General features: G+C 67.4%; 23 protein-coding genes. 9 read left to right on the top strand and 14 right to left on the bottom strand.

What is annotated here, in order from left to right:
• Both GPX89_RS44175 and GPX89_RS42340 read left to right on the top strand, forming a co-directional pair.
• On the top strand, positions 1–252 hold a 252-nt coding region (locus tag GPX89_RS44175), incomplete at its 5' end, for a hypothetical protein (protein WP_207710611.1).
• A gap of 566 nt (positions 253–818) precedes the next feature.
• Positions 819–1664, top strand: a complete 846-nt coding sequence (locus tag GPX89_RS42340) for a class I SAM-dependent methyltransferase (RefSeq protein ID WP_157393434.1) — start codon at positions 819–821, stop codon at positions 1662–1664.
• A gap of 10 nt (positions 1665–1674) precedes the next feature.
• Here GPX89_RS42340 and GPX89_RS42345 read toward each other — a convergent pair whose 3' ends face one another.
• Both GPX89_RS42345 and GPX89_RS42350 read right to left on the bottom strand, forming a co-directional pair.
• Entirely contained in the window at positions 1675–2559 is an 885-nt protein-coding gene (locus GPX89_RS42345) for a class I SAM-dependent methyltransferase (protein WP_157393435.1), read from the bottom strand.
• Between the two features lie 74 nt (positions 2560–2633).
• On the bottom strand, positions 2634–3602 hold the full coding sequence (locus tag GPX89_RS42350) for an esterase/lipase family protein (protein ID WP_157393436.1): 969 nt from the start codon (positions 3600–3602) through the stop codon (positions 2634–2636).
• A 232-nt stretch (positions 3603–3834) separates the two neighbouring features.
• Between GPX89_RS42350 and GPX89_RS42355 the strand changes: the two genes are divergently transcribed.
• Entirely contained in the window at positions 3835–4461 is a 627-nt protein-coding gene (locus GPX89_RS42355) for a TetR/AcrR family transcriptional regulator (protein WP_157393437.1), read from the top strand.
• Between the two features lie 30 nt (positions 4462–4491).
• Here the strand turns inward: GPX89_RS42355 and GPX89_RS42360 are convergent, their stop codons facing one another.
• On the bottom strand, positions 4492–5112 hold the full coding sequence (locus GPX89_RS42360; RefSeq protein WP_157393438.1) for a class I SAM-dependent methyltransferase: 621 nt from the start codon (positions 5110–5112) through the stop codon (positions 4492–4494).
• 147 nt (positions 5113–5259) lie between these two features.
• On the opposite strand from GPX89_RS42360, the gene GPX89_RS42365 reads away from it, so the two are divergent.
• The gene (locus GPX89_RS42365; protein ID WP_157393439.1) at positions 5260–6009 is read left to right on the top strand and encodes a helix-turn-helix transcriptional regulator; all 750 of its coding nucleotides are present in this window, start codon (positions 5260–5262) and stop codon (positions 6007–6009) included.
• Here the strand turns inward: GPX89_RS42365 and GPX89_RS42370 are convergent.
• Together GPX89_RS42370 and GPX89_RS44135 are read right to left on the bottom strand one after the other, a co-directional pair.
• Positions 5924–7612, bottom strand: a complete 1689-nt coding sequence (locus GPX89_RS42370; protein ID WP_157393440.1) for an acyl-CoA synthetase — start codon at positions 7610–7612, stop codon at positions 5924–5926. The two genes, GPX89_RS42365 and GPX89_RS42370, sit on opposite strands and share 86 nt — an antisense overlap.
• A gap of 83 nt (positions 7613–7695) precedes the next feature.
• On the bottom strand, positions 7696–7872 hold the full coding sequence (locus tag GPX89_RS44135) for a hypothetical protein (protein WP_198347852.1): 177 nt from the start codon (positions 7870–7872) through the stop codon (positions 7696–7698).
• A gap of 195 nt (positions 7873–8067) precedes the next feature.
• Here GPX89_RS44135 and GPX89_RS42375 point away from each other — a divergent pair, with 195 nt between their 5' ends.
• The 3 genes from GPX89_RS42375 to GPX89_RS42385 all read left to right on the top strand — a co-directional run bounded on the left by GPX89_RS42375 (position 8068) and on the right by GPX89_RS42385 (position 10933).
• Positions 8068–8481 (top strand): ribonuclease domain-containing protein, encoded by a 414-nt coding sequence (locus tag GPX89_RS42375; protein ID WP_157393441.1) that lies wholly within the window; start codon positions 8068–8070, stop codon positions 8479–8481.
• A gap of 209 nt (positions 8482–8690) precedes the next feature.
• Entirely contained in the window at positions 8691–10214 is a 1524-nt protein-coding gene (locus GPX89_RS42380; protein ID WP_157393442.1) for a mannitol dehydrogenase family protein, read from the top strand.
• A 47-nt stretch (positions 10215–10261) separates the two neighbouring features.
• Positions 10262–10933 (top strand): HAD family hydrolase, encoded by a 672-nt coding sequence (locus GPX89_RS42385; protein WP_328602964.1) that lies wholly within the window; start codon positions 10262–10264, stop codon positions 10931–10933.
• 8 nt (positions 10934–10941) lie between these two features.
• On the opposite strand, the gene GPX89_RS42390 is transcribed toward GPX89_RS42385, so the two are convergent.
• The 8 genes from GPX89_RS42390 to GPX89_RS42425 form a co-directional block, all read right to left on the bottom strand.
• Positions 10942–12222 carry a family 1 glycosylhydrolase gene (locus GPX89_RS42390; RefSeq protein WP_157393444.1) on the bottom strand — a complete coding sequence of 427 codons (1281 nt, stop codon included), beginning with the start codon at positions 12220–12222 and terminating at the stop codon, positions 10942–10944.
• A gap of 88 nt (positions 12223–12310) precedes the next feature.
• Positions 12311–12679, bottom strand: a complete 369-nt coding sequence (locus GPX89_RS42395; protein ID WP_328602965.1) for a YrdB family protein — start codon at positions 12677–12679, stop codon at positions 12311–12313.
• A gap of 79 nt (positions 12680–12758) precedes the next feature.
• A complete protein-coding gene (locus tag GPX89_RS42400) occupies positions 12759–13013 on the bottom strand; it encodes a hypothetical protein (RefSeq protein ID WP_157393445.1) in 255 nt (84 codons plus the stop codon).
• A gap of 96 nt (positions 13014–13109) precedes the next feature.
• Positions 13110–15446 carry a glycoside hydrolase family 65 protein gene (locus GPX89_RS42405; RefSeq protein ID WP_157393446.1) on the bottom strand — a complete coding sequence of 779 codons (2337 nt, stop codon included), beginning with the start codon at positions 15444–15446 and terminating at the stop codon, positions 13110–13112.
• Positions 15446–16216: an HAD family hydrolase gene (locus GPX89_RS42410; protein ID WP_157393447.1), complete on the bottom strand. Its 771-nt coding sequence runs from the start codon at positions 16214–16216 to the stop codon at positions 15446–15448. Before GPX89_RS42410 ends, GPX89_RS42405 begins: the two co-directional genes overlap by 1 nt.
• A 47-nt stretch (positions 16217–16263) precedes the next feature.
• Positions 16264–16452 carry a DUF2795 domain-containing protein gene (locus tag GPX89_RS42415; RefSeq protein ID WP_157393448.1) on the bottom strand — a complete coding sequence of 63 codons (189 nt, stop codon included), beginning with the start codon at positions 16450–16452 and terminating at the stop codon, positions 16264–16266.
• A 69-nt stretch (positions 16453–16521) separates the two neighbouring features.
• Positions 16522–17292, bottom strand: coding sequence for an RNA polymerase sigma factor SigF (locus tag GPX89_RS42420; RefSeq protein WP_157393449.1), 771 nt, complete (start codon positions 17290–17292; stop codon positions 16522–16524).
• Between the two features lie 125 nt (positions 17293–17417).
• Positions 17418–18086 carry a TetR/AcrR family transcriptional regulator gene (locus tag GPX89_RS42425; RefSeq protein WP_157393450.1) on the bottom strand — a complete coding sequence of 223 codons (669 nt, stop codon included), beginning with the start codon at positions 18084–18086 and terminating at the stop codon, positions 17418–17420.
• A gap of 137 nt (positions 18087–18223) precedes the next feature.
• Here GPX89_RS42425 and GPX89_RS42430 point away from each other — a divergent pair, with 137 nt between their 5' ends.
• Positions 18224–19399 carry an LLM class flavin-dependent oxidoreductase gene (locus GPX89_RS42430; protein ID WP_328602966.1) on the top strand — a complete coding sequence of 392 codons (1176 nt, stop codon included), beginning with the start codon at positions 18224–18226 and terminating at the stop codon, positions 19397–19399.
• A 159-nt stretch (positions 19400–19558) separates the two neighbouring features.
• Positions 19559–20404, top strand: a complete 846-nt coding sequence (locus GPX89_RS42435) for a ParA family protein (protein WP_157393451.1) — start codon at positions 19559–19561, stop codon at positions 20402–20404.
• On the opposite strand, the gene GPX89_RS42440 is transcribed toward GPX89_RS42435, so the two are convergent.
• On the bottom strand, positions 20377–20910 hold the full coding sequence (locus GPX89_RS42440) for a hypothetical protein (protein ID WP_157393452.1): 534 nt from the start codon (positions 20908–20910) through the stop codon (positions 20377–20379). The genes GPX89_RS42435 and GPX89_RS42440 overlap by 28 nt on opposite strands.
• Positions 20911–21011 lie beyond the last annotated feature (101 nt).

Here is a 21011-nt window from a genome sequence, read left to right on the forward strand (position 1 = left end):
CCAGAAACGGTGGATCACCCGCTGGAAATCGGCGTTGAACGCCTTCGACATCACCTTCGACGGCCGACTCACCGCCGCACGGAAATGACTCAATCAACCCGAGTTACACCGTTATCTGGACAGACCCGCTCGCCAGACAAGTTCTGCCACAACCGCATTCAGGTGATGGGCTGTTTCGACGACGTCGTCGCCCCCGAGCAGCATGATTCGCTCGAACGCGCGGCTCCGTTCCCCGCCGGTCTCGGAAAGTAGTGCACGGAGTTCCTCTTCCGTACGCGGATCTGGGTGCTGGTCCTCGCTGCGGTATGCGTGATACAGCGTCCACGCCGCGGAGATGTTCGCGCGCACCTTGTCTACGTAGGCCTCGTAAGCATCGAGCTTCCGACTGTCCCAACGCGTCGAGAGCTCATACCGATTGCGTTGACGCGTCAAGACATACGTCGCGACGTAGGACGACACAGCACCTACGAGAACACCGGCGATGGTGACGATCTGACTGACCATGGTCCCCCCACGCGTGGACTGCTGTGTCATCGAGAGCTGTGCAGGCTCTCGTCAGTCAATCTTGCATGGGATACGTCTCGGACTCCACCTTGCCTTCCACGCACGCCTGGTCGCGGCGACGCGTCGGGTTGGGGTCTGCGGCAACACGGTCGAGTCCGAACCTCTCCTGTCCTGAGTTTGGTTGTGTCGCAGCCCTTATCGGGATGACGTGTCAGTGGGGGCGGCTGTGATGCTGGCGGGCCATGCCGTTTTGGAGGATCCTGAGGGCGGCGGTGTGGCCGGTGTGGTGGGTTCTGGTCGGCGAGGAGGGTTGTATGGAGAGTGCGCCGAGTCGGACGGCGATGTTTGCGGCTATATCGCGGGGGTTGTTTCGGTTGGAGACGGCGGCGCCGTGGGTGTTGGATGATGTGTTGGCGCTGGTGCTGGTTGGGCCGGGGTGGCGGGAGTTGCGAGAGCGATACGATCCGATGTTTCCTGAGTCGGTTCGGCTCGAGGCTCGGGCGGCTGTTTGCACTCGTAGTCGGTATGCCGAGGATCGGCTGGGGGCGGGTGGGTTCGGGCAGTATGTGATTCTTGGGGCGGGGCTGGACTCGTTTGCTTGGCGGCGGCCGGATCTGGTCGGCTCGGTGACGGTGTTCGAGGTTGATCACCCTGCCTCGCAGGGCTGGAAGCTCGAGCGGGTCAGGGAACTTGGGCTGCCGGTCAGCGAGTCGCAGGTGTTCGTGCCGGTTGATTTCGAGGCTGAGCCGGTTCGGGATGCGTTGGGCGCGGCCGGGTTCGATTGGGGGGAGCCGGCGATGTTCTGTTGGACGGGCGTGGCCCCTTATCTGACGGCACAGGCGATCGAGTCGACGTTGCGCATGGTCGCGGCGGCGGCTCCCGGGTCGGAGGTGGTGTTCTCCTACCTTGCCGAGGACGCTGCGCTCGACGACGCGGGGGCGGAATACGCCCGTATCTACACTCCGATCGCGGCTTCTGTCGGCGAGCCTCTTCAGCCGGGCTGGCCGGTATCCGAGATCGAGAAGCTGGTCAGCCGGTGCGGGCCGAAGGTCGTGGACCACCCCACACGCGCAGACCTTCAGCAGCGCTACTTCGCCGATCGGACCGATGGCCTACGCCCCTACACCTTCGAGACGCTGGTGGCCGCGCGGGTCATCTGAGCGAGCGGTCTCAGTCGCGTTGGAAATGCCAGAGCAGCAGTGACGGTGCGCCTACGTCGGCGGAGGAGGCGGCTTCGGGGATCAGGCTGTAGAGGGACCAGGGCCAGATTTCCCAGGGGCCGGGGTCGGTGGTTGGAGGGAGGGCGGTGGAGGTGAGGCGTTGCGGGGGAATCGGCTCCTTGCAGGCTCGGATCGAGAGTCCTGCGGCGAGGGCGGCTCGCACGTAGTCGCCCGTGGGGTGATGGTGGGATCGGATGCGGGCGGGGGTGCCGTCGGGTAGGCGGACTGTGGGGACGTGGGTTCGGGCGACGCGGTCGGGGTGGATGTCGGCGATTATCGCGTGGCCGCCGGGGCGGAGGACTCGGGCGAATTCGGTGAAGACCTGGGTCAGGTCGGGGACGTGGGAGAGGGCCAGGGCGCAGGTCACGATGTCGATCGATGCCGTGGCGATGGGGAGGTTTTCCAGGGGGCCGACTCGGAAGTCGGTGTCCGGGAGGCGGTTTCGGGCCTGTTCGAGCATTTCCGGGGTGGCGTCGACGCCGATCGGCTTGTGGCCGCAGTCGGCGAGCAGGGCGGTGATACGGCCGGTGCCGCAGGCGGCGTCCAACGCGATGCCGGAGGGGAGCTGTTCGGCTATGGGGCGGATGAAGGTGTCGACGAAGCCGAATGCGGGGTTGGGGCCGTCGTAGGTTTCGGCCCAGATTCCGTATCCTTCAGGGCTTTCCGCTGTCGAGACGTCGACGCCGGGGTGGGTGGCGAGCTCGCCGTCGAGGAGTTGGCGGATCTCGCGGAAGCGGGCCTCGATGAAGTCGCGGTCGTGTTCGCCCGCGAAGGCGCGGAGCAGGGCGACCCCTTCCAATCCCAGCACATAGGCCAACGGATGTTCGTAGGTCATGAGCGGGACGCTAACGCGCACTCGCGGTTCGAAGCGAGCGAATTATGTGCCGCGACGGGGCACGTGGCCGCGGGCTACCGGCAGGCGGGTAAGCCGGTGGCGGTCGGGTCCAGCGCCCTTTCGACGATGTAGGCCACGGCGGGAGAATCGGGGAGTTTTCCGTGCGGGGTCGTGTCGGTCGGGCACACGTCTTGTACCCAGAGGTTTTCGACGCTGGCGCCGGGGCCCGCGGTGAGGAAGGTCGCCTCGGGCGGGGTCGAGGTCTTGTCGACATGCGTTGCGACGACGGTGTATTCGATGCCGGGGACGGTGTCGCCGTCGGCGTTGAGGGTGGTGATGAATTCGCTGCCCGCCAGCTGTTGCACGGAGGCCAAGCCGACGTAGCTTCCGATGAGGCCGCCGGCCAGGCCGGAGCTTCCGGTGGAGCCGGAGGAGAGGGCGGTGGAGCCCGAGGAGCTTCCGAGGGCGAGCTCGGACAGGCCGTCCATGGTTGTGCCGTGGTTCGTGGCCGCTACGGTGATCAGTTTCGCGACCTTGGCGGCGCCGCCCTCGAAGCGCAGGTACTGGCGGGACATGGTGCCGCCCTGCGAATGTCCGACGAGGTCGACCCGGTCGACGCCGGTCGATTCGAGGACACGGTCGACGAAGGTGGCGAGTTCCTTGGCGGAGGTGGGGATGTCGCCATTGCCGTAGGAGCCGCGCTTGGCGCCCATGACGCTGGTGGTGTCCTTGCCGTAGTTGAGCGAGAACACGCAGTAGCCTTCGGATTTCAGCTGCGGGGCCAGGGTGTTCCAGGCGTTCTGATTGCCCCAGGTGCCGTGGACGAGGACGACGGGGCGCGGGTGCGCGGCGGTCGGCCGGCACGAGAAGTCGTTGGCTCCGGGCGGCGGGGTGCTGCCGTCGGGTCCGTCGCTCGCGCCGCTGCCCGAGGACGATCCGCTGCCCGAGGAGAGCCCGATGGGGCTCGGGTCCGCGGAGGCGGTGCCGCACAGGGTCGATGCGCCGACCGCCAACGCGAGCAGTGTTCCGTTCGCGATCCTCATCGAACGTCGCGTACTGGTCGAAGCCATCTGAACGAGATTCCTTCCGTCGCCAAATTTCCCGTGCTCACCGCACCTCCCGAAAACAGTACATCATTCGGTTTTCGTGGAAAGGGCGGCCGAACGACGCCAATGCGCGCCCTCGCGCACCGGACGGCGTACGTTCTTGCTGGCATGGATGTTCGACGCTGATGACTGGGCGTCGGGAAACGATGATGTCGAGGAAGGCGCCACCGTGGCGAACAGGACTATGACGCAGGCCAGGCTGGAGCGTCGCCGGGTGATCGTGGCGGCCGCCGCGGGGTTGTTCGCTGCCTGCGGTTACCGGGCGGCCAGCATGGACGAGATCGCCTGCCGGTCGGGGATCAGCAAACCGATACTGTACAAGTCGTTTTCGAGCAAGCTGGAGCTCTATCTAGCGGTGCTGGACGAGGCCGTGCACGTGTTGGACGAGACGCTCTCGACGTCGCTCGGCAGCGCACGGGACATGCAGTCGGTCGTGGTCGCGACGGTGACCGCGGTGTTCGACTTCGCGGACCTGCACCCGCGCAGTGCCGCTCTGCTCGCCGGGGCCGCGGTGGCCGAGGAACCGGCGGCGCAACGATTGGCGCATCGCGCGGGGACGATCTGCACCGACGCCGTCACGCGGGCATTGGCACCGTTCCCGCAGCCGCGGATCGGGCAGCAGTGGCTGATCACGGCCGAATTGGTCGCGATCGCACAAGCCTGCGCGCGGGACTGGGTGGCCACCGGCAAGCCGCTGTCCAAACACGACGCCGTCGCGACCACCGCCGGTCTCTGCTGGACCGGTCTCGCCGGTATCCGGTCGATCCGGCCGCAGCCCAGCCACACCGCCGAATAGTTCCCCGCCCCGGCAGCGACCGAGCCTGGCTCAGATCGCCCGCGCTACACCGCTGAGGTGCGGAGTCATCGGGGGTGGGAGCGGCCAGACGAGGTGGGAGCGGAGGTCGGTGGTGTCGAAGCCCGCCGCGGCGATGGCGGCGGCGGTGTGGCGGTTGGGCTGGCAGCCCGAAGCGAAGGCGGACCAGGGGCGGGCGATGCCGTCCTGGAAGCGCGCCATGAGCCCCTCGCCCCGGACGTGTTCGAGGACGATGAGTTTGCCGTCGGGGGTCAGCACCCGGCGGACTTCGGCGAGGGTGGCGGCGGGGTCGTCGACCGAACAGAGGACCAGTCCGCACAGAACGCTGTCGAAGGAGGCGTCGGGGAAGGGCAGTCGTTCACCCGCGGCGTCGAGGATCTCGGCGGACAGGCCGAGGCGCTGGGCTTTTCGCTCCGCCATGCGGCGCATGACGGGATCGGGCTCCACCGCGGTGATCGAGGCTACTTCGGGTGGAAGGTATTTCAGGTCATTACCGGGTCCGATGCCGATGATGAGCAGACGGCCTTCGGCGTGGGACATGCTCTCGGTGCGGATCCGCCCGTACAGCAGAGGATCGGTGAAGTCGACCAGCAGGCGATAGAAATAGGGGAACAACGGGTTTCGAGCTGCCATGGCTGGATTCTGCTCCTGATGACCATGCTCGGCCGACGAATCGGACTATTGGCGGATCAGGCAAATACCGGCAGGTGGCACCGCGGGCGGTTGTGTACCTTGAGAATTCGGATGTCGCGGCAACGGTGCCGGGATCGGAGGGGAACTGTGTCTGGGGATCTGGCCGACCTGCTGGTTCGGTCACGCGAATTGCTGGATTCCGCACTGTCGAGAATCGATTCGGCCGCGGGTGCCGGGGAGATCACCGACAACTCGCCGGTGACTCCCCGCGAGGATTGGGGCGAGACCTTGCTGCAGCGGTTACGCGGGGTGCGGGACGAGGTGACGATCGCGATCTCGAATCCGATTCGGGCGCGGCGGGAGTTCGTCGCTGCGGACGCGCTGCTCCGGGAGCTGATCGACGGCGGGAAACGGGTCCGGATGCTCGTGTACTCGCGATACGCCGACGATCACGATCTGGAGGAATTGCTCCGGGATCGTACGTTCAGCGATCGAATCCGGGTCACGCACAACACATTCCACAACACGATGGTCATCGACGACCGGCTGGCAGTGGTGTGGACACAGGCGAACGGGAAACCGCAGGCCTATTTCGCCACCGAATTCACCCTGTTGGGCGCCATCCAGCAATTCGCCAACCAGACCTGGGAGACCGCGCTCCCCCTGCGGGATCATGTCGCACTGCGCCGGCGCGGATTCGACGAGATGGCCATCGCGGTGCTGCGATTGCTGAACGCCGGTGTCACCGATGAGGTGGCGGCGCGGCGGCTTTCGGTGTCCACCCGCACCTATCGACGTTATCTGGCCGACGTCATGATCCGGTTGAACGCCGCGACCCGTTTCCAGCTCGGTGCTCGTGCGGCCGAACTGGGGCTGTTGAAAGCGGAGAGCGCTTGAGTTCGGCGTGCTCGGCGGCATGCCTCTTTGCGGCGGGGTAGTTGGCCTTGCCGCTCGGCTGGCGCATCATCTGCTCGACGATCCAATAGCCGCGCGGCGCTTTGTATCCGGCGACCTTGGTGCGCACGTGCGCGTCGAGGGCGGCGAGGTCGAGCTCGGTCTCGCCGCGCGGCTGCACCAGCGCCGCGACGGAGTTGCCGAAACGCTCGTCGGAGATGCCGATCACCAAGGCGTCGAAGACATCCGGATGCGATTTGAGCGCGCCCTCGACCTCTTCGGGGAAGACCTTCTCACCGCCGGTGTTGATGCATTCCGACCCGCGCCCGAGCAGGGTGACGGTGCCGTCCTCCTCGTAGCGCGCGTAGTCGCCGGGCACGACGTAGCGGGTGCCGTCCACCTCGACGAAAATCGTCTTCGTCTTCTCCGGATCCTTGTAGTACCCCAGCGGCACGTGCCCGCTGCGCGCCATCCGGCCCACCGCACCCGGCTTGGGCTCCACCAGTTTTCCGTCGTCGTCGATGAGCGCGGCCTGCGCGTTGTACTTCACCCGCGGGCCTTGGGAATGATCGGAATCCTTGCTGACCACGGCCAGTCCGGTGCTGCCGCTCTCCGAGGAGCCGATCACGTCGGTGATGAACAGATTCGGGAACTGTTCGAGGTACTGCTGTTTGAGCGCCTGAGAGAACAGCGCGGCGTGGCTGCTGAACGCCCACAGCGACGACACGTCGTACTCGCCGGCACGGAACGCGTCCATCAGTGGCTTGGCCATGGCGTCACCGACCACGGTCAGCACGTTGACCTTCTCCCGCTGTACCGCCCGCCACACCTCGTCGGCATCGAACTGCGGCACGAACACCAGCGTGCCGCCCGAGTTCAAGGTGATGAACGCCGCCCACTGCGCCGCCCCGTGGATCAACGGCGAAAGCGGGGCCATCACAATGCCATTGGGCGAGGACTTGGCATTATTCGACAATTCCCATTCGTCGGCGACGTACTCGCCGGTGACATGGTTGATCCCGCCGCCGAGGGTGCGCCACACATCCTCGTGGGTCCACATGACGCCCTTGGGGAACCCGGTCGTGCCGCCGGTGTAGAGGATGTAGAGGTCATCGGATCGGCGCTGCTCGAAATCGCGGTCCGCCGACTGCCCGACGTGCGCCTCGTCGAAGGAGATACCGCCGTAGCACGTGTAATCGCCGCCGGTGCCGTCCTCGATCACGATCACGTCGCTCAGCAGCGGAGCGCCCGGCGCGACCTCGGCCACGATATCGGCGTACGCGCGCTCGTGGACCAGGGCTTTCAGGTCGGCATTGTCCACGATGTAGCGGACTTCCTCGGCCACGTACCGGTAGTTGACGCACACCGAGACCGCCCGCAACTTGTAGGTGGCGATCATCGTCTCGAGCGCCTCGATGGAGTTGCGCGAGTACACCCCCACGTGGTCGCCCTTGCCGATGCCGCGCGACGCCAGATGGTGCGCCAGCCGATTGGCGCGCTCGTCGAGTTCACGGTAGGTCACCCGGCGATCACCGCAGATGACGGCGATGCGGTCAGGGACCGCATCCACCGCGTGTTCGAACAGGTCCGCAACATTGAAAGCCATGCGATCACGCTAGGACCGGCGACGTTGCGCGACAACGAAAGTCCCGGCCGATCAATGGCAAAAAGCGGACAGACGGGTAATTCTCACAGGCACCAGTACAGGTTCACCGATCCCGGGAACGGGAGCGTGAAACACAGCCCGATCGATCCGTCCACGGGTGCGGCCTGCGGTTCGTCGGCGGACGCGGTCGATGCCCCGATCACACCGAGCGACAGCACAACTGCGGCCGCGGCCGCGACACTTGCGATTCTTGCGGTCATTTCGTCATCTCCTGTTCGGTGAATTCGCATTTCGAGGAAGGCTCCCCTTTCAACGGTAGGGACCGGCTCGGCCGGTGGTAACCACCCGAAGTCGCCCGGATGAGTGGCGGACACGGACCGGTGCCCACACTCATTTACCCGGGCGACAACTCGATGTGACGGCCGGTTCAGACCCGCGTGGGATCGTCTGCGGTCATGAAGATCGAGACGATATCGCTGAAAATGGTGTGGGGTAAGGCAATTGGCGTCGCGGTGGCCCTGATGGCCGTGGCGGCGGTGCTGGTCGGCGGGGGTATCGCACAACCGGCCGCGCCGCACCCGGTGGCCGAGCTGCGCTTGGTCACCGCGAGCGTGCCGCAGCGGGCGTGGACGACGCTGGGCCTGATCGACCAGGGCGGGTGGCCTCCGGCGGATTGCCCGGGAACCAAGGGCGGAACCACCTGGCAGAATCGGGGTGGCCAATTGCCGGAGGGCGTCGACTATTTGGAGTGGGACGTCAATTGCAAGGCCCCGGGGCGGTCGCGGGACGCGGAGCGCATCGTGACCGGGAACGACGGATCGGCCTGGTACACCGACGACCATTACGCCACTTTCGTGCGCATGCGATGACGCTATTGCCTCGAAACAGCGATTCAGGTGCGCATTTACGAATTACCTACGGGTACTTACAGATAATCGTGTGACGGACGGTACATGTAGAAAACGATAATTGGTGTCGACGTTTTTCAGAGCGTGTTCTAGATTCGCTTCTGCGCCGACCTCAATGTCGAACGGTCGCATTCACGTAGATCATTCCGAATGCCCCCGGAGGACTCGGCATGTACAGCTCCATGAATTCGGTTACGCCCGCGGGTAATTCACCGCGGCTCGGGGTCGGCGCGCTGCGGGAGCTGCCGCGGGATGTGACCCGGCCCCCGTTCACGCCCGGCAGCCTGGGCACCGGCATCGTGCATCTGGGATGCGGCGCGTTCCACCGCGCGCACCAGGCGCTGATCACCCAGCACGCCATGACCGCCACCGGTGACCGCCGGTGGGGAATCGCCGCGGTGGCCATGTCCCGGCGGGACGTGGTCGGCGCGTTGCGGGCGCAGGACAACCTCTACACCGCCCTGCTGCGCGATGAGGGCGCGGTGCGGGCGGAGGTGGTCGGCGCGCTCACCGCGGCCATACACGCACCCTCGGATCGGGTGGGGGTCGTGCGCCGGGTCGCCGATCCGCGCGTGCGCATCGTCACGCTCACCGTCACCACCGGCGGTTACTGCCTCTCCCCCGCCACCGGCCGGTTGGATTCGGGCAGCGACCCGGTGCGCCACGATCTGCGCTGCACCGCCAAACCGTGCACGGCCATCGGCATGCTGGTCGGCGGGCTGGCGGCGGTGCGGCGTCGGGGCGGGACGCCGCCGGTGGTGATCAGTTGCGACAACCTGTCGGCCAATGGACGCCAATTGCGCAGTGCCGTCCTCGATTTCGCGTCCCTGCGCGACGATCGGCTGGCGAACTGGATCGCACGCAATGTGCAGTTCCCCTGCAGCGTGGTCGATCGCATCGTGGCCTCGGACGACGATGACACGGCCGCTCGCGCCCGGCTGGGCGGGGTCGACGATCGGGCTCCGGTGTCGGCCGAGCCGTTCATGACCTGGACCATCGAGAATTTCGAGGGCGAGCGGCCGCGCTGGGATCTGGCCGGGGCCGAGTACGTCGACGACGTCACCGCCCACGAGCTGGCGAAATTGCGGCTGCTCAACGGGACTCATCTGCTGCTGGCCTATCTCGGCGCGCTGGCCGGATACCCGACCATCGCCGAGGCCGGCGCGGATCCGGTGCTGGGCGGGCTGGCCCGGCAGTTCATGCTGCACGAGCAGGGGCCCACCGTCGCGCTGCCGGAGACCGAATTGCGGCGCACTGTCGCCGATCTGCTGCGCCGTTTCCGCAATCCGGCCATCCGGCACGATATGACGCGGGTGGGCCGCAACGGGTCGGACAAGATGCTGCCGCGGGTGACGGCGGCCATGCGGGAGAACCTCGCGAACGGCCGTCCGACCCCCGGGGCCACCCTGCTGATCGCGGCCTGGATCCGATGGTTCGATCTGTGCGGGACACCCGGGGCCGTCATGGAGATCATCGACTCGCGGGCGCCGGAGCTGGCGCGGCTGGCCGCGATTCCCGACCCGCATCGACGGGCTCGCGCGTTTCTCGCGCGCACCGACATCTTCGGGGAGCTGCCGCACCTCGGGCACATTCAGCAGGAGGTGGGCGACGCCCTGGCCGAACTGGTCCGCGACAATGTCACCGAGGTGATCGGGCGGCGGCTGCTGCCGGAATTCGACGGGAGGGTCGCGTGACACCGGGGAACGGTTCCGGAACCATTGCCGAAAAACCGGTTCGGGCAGTGGTTTTCGATATGGACGGCCTACTGCTCGACTCCGAGCGGCTGGCCGTGGAGTCGCTGGCATTGTCGGGCGCCGAACTCGGTTATGCGCTCTCGCCGGAGTTCTGCCACGGTCTCATCGGCATGCCCGCCGACACCTGCCGCGAATTGGCCGTGGCCGCCTTCGGCCCGGGCTTCCCGCTCGAGGAGTTCTTCCGCCGGCACGAGGCGACCGTGGCCCGCCTGGTCGACGAGGGCCGCCTGACCATCAAGCCCGGCGTGCACGACCTGCTCGACGAACTCGATCGCCGCGACGTGCCCCGCGCGATCGCCACGTCCTCGGGCCGGGACCGCACCCGCCACCACTTGCGCGCCGTCGGGCTGGCCGACCGTTTCGGCGCGATCGTCACCCGCCAGGACGTCGACCGCGGCAAACCCCACCCTGAGCCTTACCTGACCGCGACGGCCGCGCTCGGCGCGCACCCGGAATTCACACTGGCCTGCGAGGATTCGCCCAACGGCCTGCGTGCCGCCCACGCCGCGGGCCTGCGCTGCGTCCTGATCCCCGATCTGGTTCCGGCCAACGCCGAGACGAGCCGCCTGGCCCACCGCGTCTATCCGTCGCTGGTTCAGGTCATCGACTACATAGCCGCAGCGAATGACGAGCTGCGCTATCGGCCGGTGCTGTGGTGATCAGACGGTCAGTGCACCGGATTGATACAGCTGGAGGGTAGATCCTGCAGGGAGCAGAGCGCCGGAGCCCGCGTGGGGACATAGCCCGCGGGGACGCCGCCGTTGGCGGTGATGTCGTGGTAGGCGGGCACCGCCGCGGTCGGGCGGCGAGACAGGCCGGGATCGCTGGTGACGTCGACGGTGTAGAGGCCGAAACGGGGTGAGTAGCTTCCCCATTCGTAGTTGTCGGTGATGCTCCAGTAGTTGTAGCCGATGACGTCGATGCCGTCGGCTTTGGCGCGTTGCACCCAGTAGACGGTGTCGCGGAGATCATCTTCGCGGGTCATGCCGTCAGTGGTGGCGGAGCCGTTGTCGGAGGGCATGCCGTTCTCGACGACGTAGAGCGGGCGGCCGGGGAATTTCTGGCCGTATCTGCGCAGCGCGTAATAGATTCCGTCGGGCTCGAGGATCAGATTCGACGGCTGATTCGTCAGTTGCGCGATCGCGTTGGGCGGGTTGCTCAGCGATCCGCCGTAGTAGTAGTCGATTCCGATGTAGTCGAGTTTGTCCGCGACCCGGTCGATGAAGGACGCGTCGGCCTGCGCCGCGCCGATGCCGGTGAACGCGAGATTGCTGGTGACCATCGCGCCGGGCTGCACGCCGTGGATGTGGTCGTAGATCGCCCGGTGCGCCGCGACCATCCGATCGATCATCGGGGTGACGTCGAGCGCGCCGAGATCGCCGATCTGCTGCTCTTTTCCGACATAGGCGAGCGGCTCGTTGAAGGTGACCCACAGCGGATCCAGGTGCGAGTAGCGGTCCACCACGGCACGCGCCTCGGTCAGCCAGTCCTCGACCATGCCGGGATTGCGCCAGCCGCCGCGATCGACTTCCCAGCCGGGGAATACCCAGTGATCCAGGGTGATCATCGGGCGCATGCCGGCCGCGCGGATGCGGTCGAGCATGGCGTCATAGAAGGAGAAATCCCATTCGCCCGGATTCGGTTGTACCCGTGCCCATTCCACGCTGACCCGGTAAACGCCGACGCCGAGGTTGGCCGCGTTCTGGATGTCCTCGCCGTAGCGATGCAGGAAGTCGACGGAATTGCCGTATCCCCCGCCCGCGTAGCGGCTCCAATTACTGTCCGGCGCAAAGCCTTCGCTCTGGAAGCCGGAACTGGACACGCCCCAGAGGAAATCACCGCCGACCGGTGGTAGCCCGGGATCGGCGGCGACAGTGCCGGGCGTGGCAACCGCCCACCATGCGGCCAGAACGATACCTGCCAACGCGAACAGTGTACGTTGCCCCATCGCACGAGATTACCGGCCACGGAGCCGCTTTCGAGGCGGTACCGATCAGATCGAGGACCGCGGACGGCGTTTCATCAGCGCGTTGGCGTCAATGGGCCAGCAACCATCCGAGGCGGTCGTAGGCGAGCGCCGTGTACACCACGAGCACGACCGCCGACACCAGCGCCGCCACCGACAATCCGGCTCCCCACAGCGCGAATGCTCCCCCGCCCAGCACGAGGATCTCGAGCACGAGCCGCACCGCCCCGGGCACCGCCACGGTCGCCTCCCCATTGCGGCTCGGATCTCCCGGCACGGCGAAGACGCCCCACGCCGCCGCCACCAGAATCGGCAGCAACACCACCAGCAGAAACCGCCAGGGCGATTCGAACGCACGCCATCCCAGAATTCCGAACGACGCCACCGCGGTCAGTTCGAGCAGGAAACGCACACCGAGCATGAACGGGTTCAACGACACGTGCGAAACCTACGCGTCCTCGTCCCCACGCGCAGTGGGCAATTCACGCCGAAAAGGTGGCCGGACATGCCACCGGGGATTACGGGCTGGGTTGGGGGACGTTCACGTTGCACTCGTGGATTTTCGGGTTGACCCCGGCGTAGTTGAGGGGACCCGCGAGGATGGTGACCGCAATGGTTCCGGTGCCGGCGCAATTGGTCGGCGCGTTGTCGTAGTAGTGGCGCTGGCCCGCGGCGATCACGCCGATCAGGAGCCAGATGAACAGCAGGACGGTGAATCCTCCGCCGTAGCGCACTCCGTAACCGCGATAACTTCGTTCGTCATAGTAGCCCATCGTCGTGCCTTTCAGCGCTTTGCTCCGGACCTGCTGGGTCCGCGATTCATTGATCGCGATACCCGGCGGACACTCCGATAAACGGGCCCGGCACGGTCAGCCGCGCGGGCCGGGCGCGCGGCCCGGCGGCTGGGTGATCGACGGTGGACTCGGGGGCGGCGGGTTGTCGAGGGTGAGCGGGGTATCGGTGAGTTTGTGGTGCTCGCCGTGGTGGGCGATCGGGAGGGGGTCGCCCGCGAGCAGGCGGTAGGTGGTGGTCGCCGGGGTGACGTCGACGGCTATTCGGCTGGTGCGCCAGAGGATTCGGAAGGACAGACCGGTCAGGGCGTCGGGCAGGCGCGGGCTGAAGGCGGGGTGGTCGTCGTGGGCGCGGAAGCCGCCGAATCCGGCGACACAGCCGAGCCAGGTGCTCGCCAGGGCGGCCAGGTGCAGCCCGGCGTCGACGTCGTGGTGCAGATCGCGCAGGTCGGTGAGGGCGGCTTCGGCGAAATAGTCGAAGGCCAGGCAGAGGTCGCCGATCTCGGCGGCGAGGATGGCCTGGACGCCGGCCGAGAGGGAGGAGTCGCGCACCGTCAGGGCCTCGTAATAGGCGAAGTCGCGGCTTCGCTGTTCGGGGTCGAAAGCGTTGGGGCACAGATACATCGCCAGGACCAGATCGGCCTGTTTGACGACCTGGAGGCGATAGAGGTCGAAGTACGGGTAGTGCAGGAGCAGGGGGTAGTCCTCGGGCGGGGTGGCGTCGAAATCCCAGCGGGCGTATCGGGTGAAGCCCTCGGATTGCTCGTGGACGCCCAGCTCGGCGTTGTAGGGGATGACCATGGCGTCGGCCGCGTCGTGCCAGCGGGACAGCTCTTCGGAGTCGACGCGCAGCCGCCGGGCGACATCGGGGCGGCGCCGGCAGGCCGCGGCGGCCTCCCGCAGGTTTCGCCGGGCCAGCAGGTTGGTGTAGAGGTTGTTGTCGGCCAGGGCGGAGTATTCGTCGGGGCCGGTGACGCCGTCGATGCGGAAGCCGTCGGATTCGTGGTGGCCCAGGCTGGCCCACAGGCGTGCGGTCTCGACGAGAAGCTCTACGCCGCAGTCGGTTTCGAATTCCTCGTCGCGGGTGGCGGTCAGGTAGCGGGCGGTGGCGTCGGCGATGTCGGCATTGACGTGGACGGCCGCGGTGGCGGTGGGCCAGTAGCCGGAGGCTTCGTCGCCGTTGATGGACCGCCACGGGAACATCGCGCCCGACTGCCCGAGTTCGGCCGCGCGACGACGCGCCCGGTCCAGGGTGGAATGCCGCCAGCGCAGCGCGTCACCCGCGGCCACGGGCATGGTGTAGGTGAGCACCGGCAGCACATAGGTTTCGGTGTCCCAGAACGCGTGGCCGTCGTAGCCGGGTCCGGTGAGCCCCTTGGCGGGGATGGCGCGCGCCTCCCCGCGCGCACCGGCCTGCAGCACGTGGAACATGGCGAACCGCACCGCCTGCTGCAGTTCCGGATCGCCGTCCAGCTCGATGTCGGCCTGCGCCCAGAAGTCGTCGAGATACTCGCGCTGGCGTGCCAGCAGACCCGCCCACCCGATCTCCATCCCGGCCGCGAGCGCGGCCTCCACCTGCGCGCGCAGCGCGGGCGCGGAGCGCCGGCCGGACCATCCGTAGGCGAGGAATTTGGTCACGCACAGGCGATCTCCGAGTCCCACGTCGGCCGCGATGGCGACCCGGGCCAGGTCGTCCTCGGCGTGGACGGAGCAGCGGGGCGGGTCGCGGACCTCGAGTTCGTGATTCATGCCCGCGGCCATGCGCAGCCCGGAGCGCCGGGTGTGGTGCACCAGCACCGCGCCGAGGTCCGCCGCGACGTGGTGTTCGGCGATCAGTGGCTGGTCCAGTGCGGCGGCCCGGCGCGGATCACCGGGTTTCGCCGAACTCGGTTCGTTCGCCAGCAGATCCGATTGCACGACCAGTTCCAGGTCGTCGTCGAGCGGCTCGACGACATACCGGATGGCCGCGACCGCGCGCTCGGTGAACGACACCAGCCGCTCCGAGCGAATCCGCACCCGCCGACCGGTCGGCGAGGTCCAGATCGTGTCCCGGCGCAGGGTCCCGGACCGGAAGTCCAGGACACGCTCGTGCGCCTCGGTGTGCCCGTAGCGCAGATCCATCGGCTCGTCCTCCGCGAGCAATCGGATGATCTTGCCGTCGGTCACGTTCACGACGGTCTGCCCTTGCTCCGGATAGCCGAATCCCACCTCGGCGTAGGGCAGCGCCCGGGTTTCGTAGAAGCCGTTGAGGTAGGTCCCGGACAGTCCGACCGGCTCGCCCTCCTCCAGGGTCCCGCGCAGGCCGAGATGCCCGTTGGACAGCGCGAAGATCGATTCGTTCCGCGCGAGCGCGTCGAGATCCAGTCCGCACCAGCGCAATTCCCACGGCGCGACCTGGAAACCACTGGCGCCCATCACGACTCCGCCAGTTCGGCCAGATCGGAGACGACCACATCGGCCCCGGCGGCGCGCAGCGCCTCGGCGTGCCGGTCGTCTCCCCTGCGCTCGACGCCGACCACGAATCCGAAGCGGCCCGCGTGCCCGGCCTCGACCCCGGCCACGGCATCCTCGAAAACGGCCGCGCCGCCGGGTGATACCCCCAATTGCCCGGCCGCCGCCAGGAATCCGTCCGGCGCGGGCTTACCGCGCAGCCCGCGCTGGGCGAAGGTGTTCCCGTCGACCCGCACCTCGACGAACCGCGCCAGGTCGGCGGCGTCGAGCACCGCGGCGGCGTTCGCCGAGGACGACACCACCGCGATCCGCAGCCCGCTCACGCGCACCGCCGACAGGTAGTCCACCGACCCGGGATACACGTGCACACCGTCCCGGCCGATCATCGTCTTCAGCAATCGATCCTTGCGATCACCGATGGCCCGCACGGTCCACTCGTCCGGTGCGTCCTCGGAATTCCCTTCCGGCACAGTGATATCCCGTGTCCTCAGGAACTCCCGGACACCGTCGAGTCGCGGTCGTCCGTCCACGTGATCCGCGTAGTCCGCCGCGCTGAACGGCCGGAATCCCGGACCGCAGCGCGCCGCCAGGAACTCGTCGAAGATCTGCTTCCAGGCCCGTTCGTGCAGCTCGGCGGTGCTGGTCAGGACGCCGTCGAGATCGAAGAGGGCCGCCGCGATCGTCTCCGGCAGCCCCAGCCGATTACCGGTGGCGCCCGCGCCGGTTCGCGTCATAGCCGTCCTCGTCCCTCCGTCTCGTCCGCGGTCAGTGCGGTCCGCGGTCAGTGCACGACGGCGCGGCTGACCGCCTGCGGCCCTTCGTATCTGCGGTCGGGGATCTGACGCAGGCGGTCGAGGATCACGGCGTCCGCGCCGTTGTCGCGGGCGAGGCGAACGAGATCGTCACGCTTGGCGGGATAGTCGGCTCCGCGCAGGAACTTCTGGAGCCGAATTGGATTGACCGTCGCCATGATGACGCTCCCATCGTCGAGTTCGCTCTCCGGCTACCCGGCGATCCGGTGCCGAAACGCGTGACGGGATCAGTCCTTCAGTGCCTCTTCGCGAAGTCCGGCGAGCGTCTTGGCGAGGATGCGTGAGATGTGCATCTGCGAGACGCCGAGCTCGGCGGCGATCTGCGCCTGGGTCTTGCCGTCGAAGAAGCGCAGCACCAGCACCTGGCGTTCCCGCGCGGGCAGGTTCGCGATGTGCGGCCGCACCGCCAGATACTGTTCGACCAGTTCGTAGTTCGGCTCGTCGGTGCCGAGGGCGTCGATCAGCGACAGCGGTGCGTTCTCCCCGCCGTCGGGCATCGCCGCTTCCAGCGACGAACTCTGATAGCCGTTGGCGGCCAGCATGGCCTGGGTGATCTCGGCCCGGTCGACGCCGATCTCGGCGGCGATCTCACCGGCATTGGGCATGCGGCCCAACCGCTGTGCCAGCTTCTCGATGGTGGTGCCCAGGCGCAGTTGAATCTCCTTGATTCGGCGTGGGACCCGCACCGCCCAGGTGCCGTCGCGGAAGTAGCGACGCACCTCGCCCATGATGGTGGGCACGGCGAAGGACAGGAAGCGGGATCCGCGCGTGACGTCGAAACGATCGATGGAGACGACCAGTCCGAGCCTGGCGACCTGCAGTAGGTCCTCGTAGGGTTCACCGCGGCCGGAGAACTTGCGCGCGATGTGTTCGGCCAGCGGCAGGCAACGGTCGATCGCCTCGTCGCGTAGGTCCTCGCGCGCCGGGTCATCGGCTTCGACCGCGATAGCCAGCTGTTTCAGCAGCGGCTCGATGTTGTCGTAGCTGTCACCTGTCATCGTCCTCACTCCGTAGTCGGCTCAGGTGCACGAATACGGGGTACCCACTCCGGGCGTCATCGAACGTCCAAGCAGCGGATTCTTTCGAATCTGTCAAGGTCACCAAAAAACTGCGACCGAAAACGTTACGTTCCCACGACCCCGTCGTTCCCCTGACCGGGTGGTCCGAGCAGGCGTTCCAGGCCGCCGATGAGGAAGACGACCTGGTCCTCGTAGAGGGCCAGCAGGTTCTCGGCGGGTGGCGCGGTGGCGGGATGCCATTCGTCGGCGCGGGCCAGGGCCTGCAGGAATCCCATGAGGGCGATGGCCCAGCGGGACTCGAGCCTGGCCGGGTCGGATCGCGGGAAGGCGCGGCGCAGCTGGGTGTGCAGGTGCTCGGGCAGGTCGGCCTCGGCGGCGGTCAGGGCGGGGTGATCGCGCAGGGAGAGCTGGGTGACTATCTTGATCCAGCGCATGCCGCGAGTTCGGTGCCGCAGCAGCAGGTCTCGGTAGGGCTCGGTGACGGCGCGCACCAGAGACGCTGCGGTGGGCGGGGTTTCGGCGGCGGCCAGCAGATCGGTATTGGCGCGGATGCGGTCGCGGACGGCGGCGCCGAGATCGAGCAGGACGGCGGCGATGAGGTCGTCCTTGGTGCCGAAGTGGTAGTTGACCGAGGACGGGCCCAGACCGGCGGCGGCGTTCACCGCGCGCACCGAGACCGCGTCCACGCCGTGCGCGGCGAACAGGCGCTCGGCGGTCTTCACCAGCCGGGTGCGGGTCGCGGTGCCCTGGCGGTTCTGCGTCGGGACGGTCATCCCACGAGCCTGGCATACCGCGCGTTCCGGTCCTCCCGCTCACCGGGACGGACGAACTTCTGGATCACTTGATCCAGTTTTACTCGCTGTACCGCATCGGGCGAGGAAGCCCGGCGCACTGGGTAAGGAGATCCACCGTGTGGACCGCTGAATCGCTGAAATTCGGAGCCTTCCTGGCCCCCTATCACCCCCTCGACGCCGATCCGGCCCTGCAGCTGCGCCGCGACATCGACCTCATGGAACACCTCGACCACCTCGGATTCGACGAGGCGTGGATGGGTGAGCACCACTCCACCGGCGCCGAAATCGTGCCCGCGCCCGATGTTTTCATCGCGGCCGCCGCCGAGCGCACCGAGCGGCTGCGCTTCGGCACCGGCGTGATGTCGCTGCCGTACCACCACCCGCTGGTCACCGTCGACCGCATCACCCAGCTGGACCTGCAGACCCGCGGCCGCCTGATCTTCGGCACCGGACCGGGCAAGATCCCGCTCGACGCGCACATGATGGGCATCGATCCCGCCGAGCAGCGCCGCCGCCAGGGCGAGGCGCTCGAGGCGATCCTGGCGCTGCTGCGCGGCGAGGTGGTGAACATGAGCACCGACTGGTTCACCCTGCGCGATGCCCGCGCCCAGCTGCCGACCTACGATCCGGCGGGCATCGAGGTCGCGACCGCCTCGACCATCTCCCCCAACGGCTCGGTGCTGGCCGGCACGCACGGACTGTCGCTGCTGTCGCTGGCGGCCAGCTCACCCATGGGATTCGAAGTGCTGGACCGAAATTGGGGCGTCTACGAGAAGGTGTGCGCCGAACACGGGCACATCGCGGACCGGGCGCGGTGGCGGCTGGTCAATCCGATCTTCCTGGCCGAGACGCGGGAAGAGGCGGAGCGGGCCGTGAGCCGGCGCATCGGATCGATGGCGGCGTATGTGAATCGGCAGACCGGCGAGAACCCGGCCTGGGCCGACACGCCGAAGGGCATCATCGATCAGTGGCGCAACGAGAACCTCGGCGAGTTCGGGCAGGCCGTCATCGGCACGCCGGACGAGGCGATCGCGCGGATCGAGCGGCTCGTCGAGAAGACCGGCGGCTTCGGCACCCTGCTGGTCCTGCACGTGGACATGGCGAGCTGGGCGGACACCAAGCGCAGCTACGAGCTGTTCGCCTCGGAGGTGATCCCGCACTTCAAGAACCGCAATCGGCGGCGGGAGGCGAGCCTGCAGTACGCGCAGGACAATCGCGAACTGCTGATCGGGCAGCTGGTCACCGCGATCACCAAGGCGCACACCGACTACTACGGCGCCACCTCTGGCTAACCCTCAGCACGTACCGGACGCCCCGCTCGATCCTTGTCCACCAGGCCCATTCGCGTCGAAATGACCGAATTGTGCTGGTAATCAGACGCGATTAACGGCGTGAGAAAGGACTCAGCGGGGGTCCGACAGTTCTGGCTACCTTCGGGTTAGGCTGGCGAAATGTCGGCAAACACAGCTGTTGAGCAGGCCGGGGCTACCCGCAACGCCCGCGTGATTGCGCTGTGCAATCAGAAGGGCGGTGTCGGGAAGACCACCTCGACGGTGAATCTGGGTGCCGCGCTTGCCGAGCACGGGCTGCGGGTGCTGCTGGTGGATCTCGATCCGCAGGGCGCGCTGTCGGCGGCCCTGGGCGTCGCCCACCACCAACTCGAGCTGACGGTGTACGACCTGCTGACCCGCAACGCGCCGCCGATCGACGACGTACTGCTCGAGACCGGCGTGGCGAATCTGCACCTGCTGCCCAGCAATATCGATCTCTCCGCGGCGGAGATCCAGTTGGTCAACGAGGTCGGACGCGAGCACTCGCTGCGGCGGGTGCTCGATCCCATCCGGGACCGCTACGACTACATCCTCATCGACTGCCAGCCGTCACTGAGCCTGCTCACGGTGAACGCGCTCGCCTGCGCGGACGGCGTGATCGTGCCGATGGAGTGCGAATTCTTCTCGCTGCGCGGGCTGGCGCTGCTCAACGACACCATGGACAAGGTGCGCGAGCGGTTGAACCCGGGGCTCGAGCTATCGGGGATCGTGGTCACCATGTACGACCCGCGGCTGCTGCACTCGCGGCAGGTGCGCGACCGGGTGGCCGAATCCTTCGGCCCGCTGCTCTACGAGACGGTCATCTCGCGCACGGTGCGGTTCCCGGATTCCACCATCGCCGGGGAACCGCTGACCAAATGGGATCCGAAATCGCGTGGCGCCGAGCAGTATCGGGACCTGGCGCGGGAATTCCTGCATCGGTCCGGGCAGTCCGGCTCTCAGTTGATGATGTCCTCGATGCAGTAGCCCTGGGAGGCCGCGCGCAGGGCGAACGTGGCCACCCTGGTGACCGTGGAGGAATTCGTCACCGGGACAGTCACTTCCGCGCCGGTGTCTCCGGTGAGTCGCGCGGTCATCCTGTCATTGTCGAACGACAGTGTGCCGGTGAGTTTTCCCGGATTGTTCGCCAGCACGGAACCGGCGCAGACCAGCGGATACCGGCCCTCGGTGTCGTCGGGCTGCAGCGGCTGGCCGGTCCAGCGGGACAGGTAGCGGCGCACCGTGTAGCGGGCGTCGTCCTCGGTGAAGGCGGGCTGCGCGGCAGTGGTTCCGGGCGGCGGCGCGGTGGTCGCGGCGGGCGGTGGCGTGGTGGCCGACGAGGTGATCCCGAGCGTATCGAGTGAACCCAGGGGCGCGGTCCCGGTCCGCTCGGCCGGGTGCACGGTGTGCGGACTCGAGGCGCAGCCGACGGCGGTGACGCACAGCGCGACGGCGGACAACAGTTGCAGCGCGCGGAATCCCGGCCTCGTCATCGGTCCAACCCTAGCGGTGTTGGCAAATACCGCCCCGATATCCGGAGATCGAACGTACGCTCGGAGCGGACCGGACGTCCGCTCAAACGATTTCACCGGGG

The organism is Nocardia terrae (genome assembly GCF_009760405.1).
GTDB classification, from domain to species: domain Bacteria; phylum Actinomycetota; class Actinomycetes; order Mycobacteriales; family Mycobacteriaceae; genus Nocardia; species Nocardia terrae.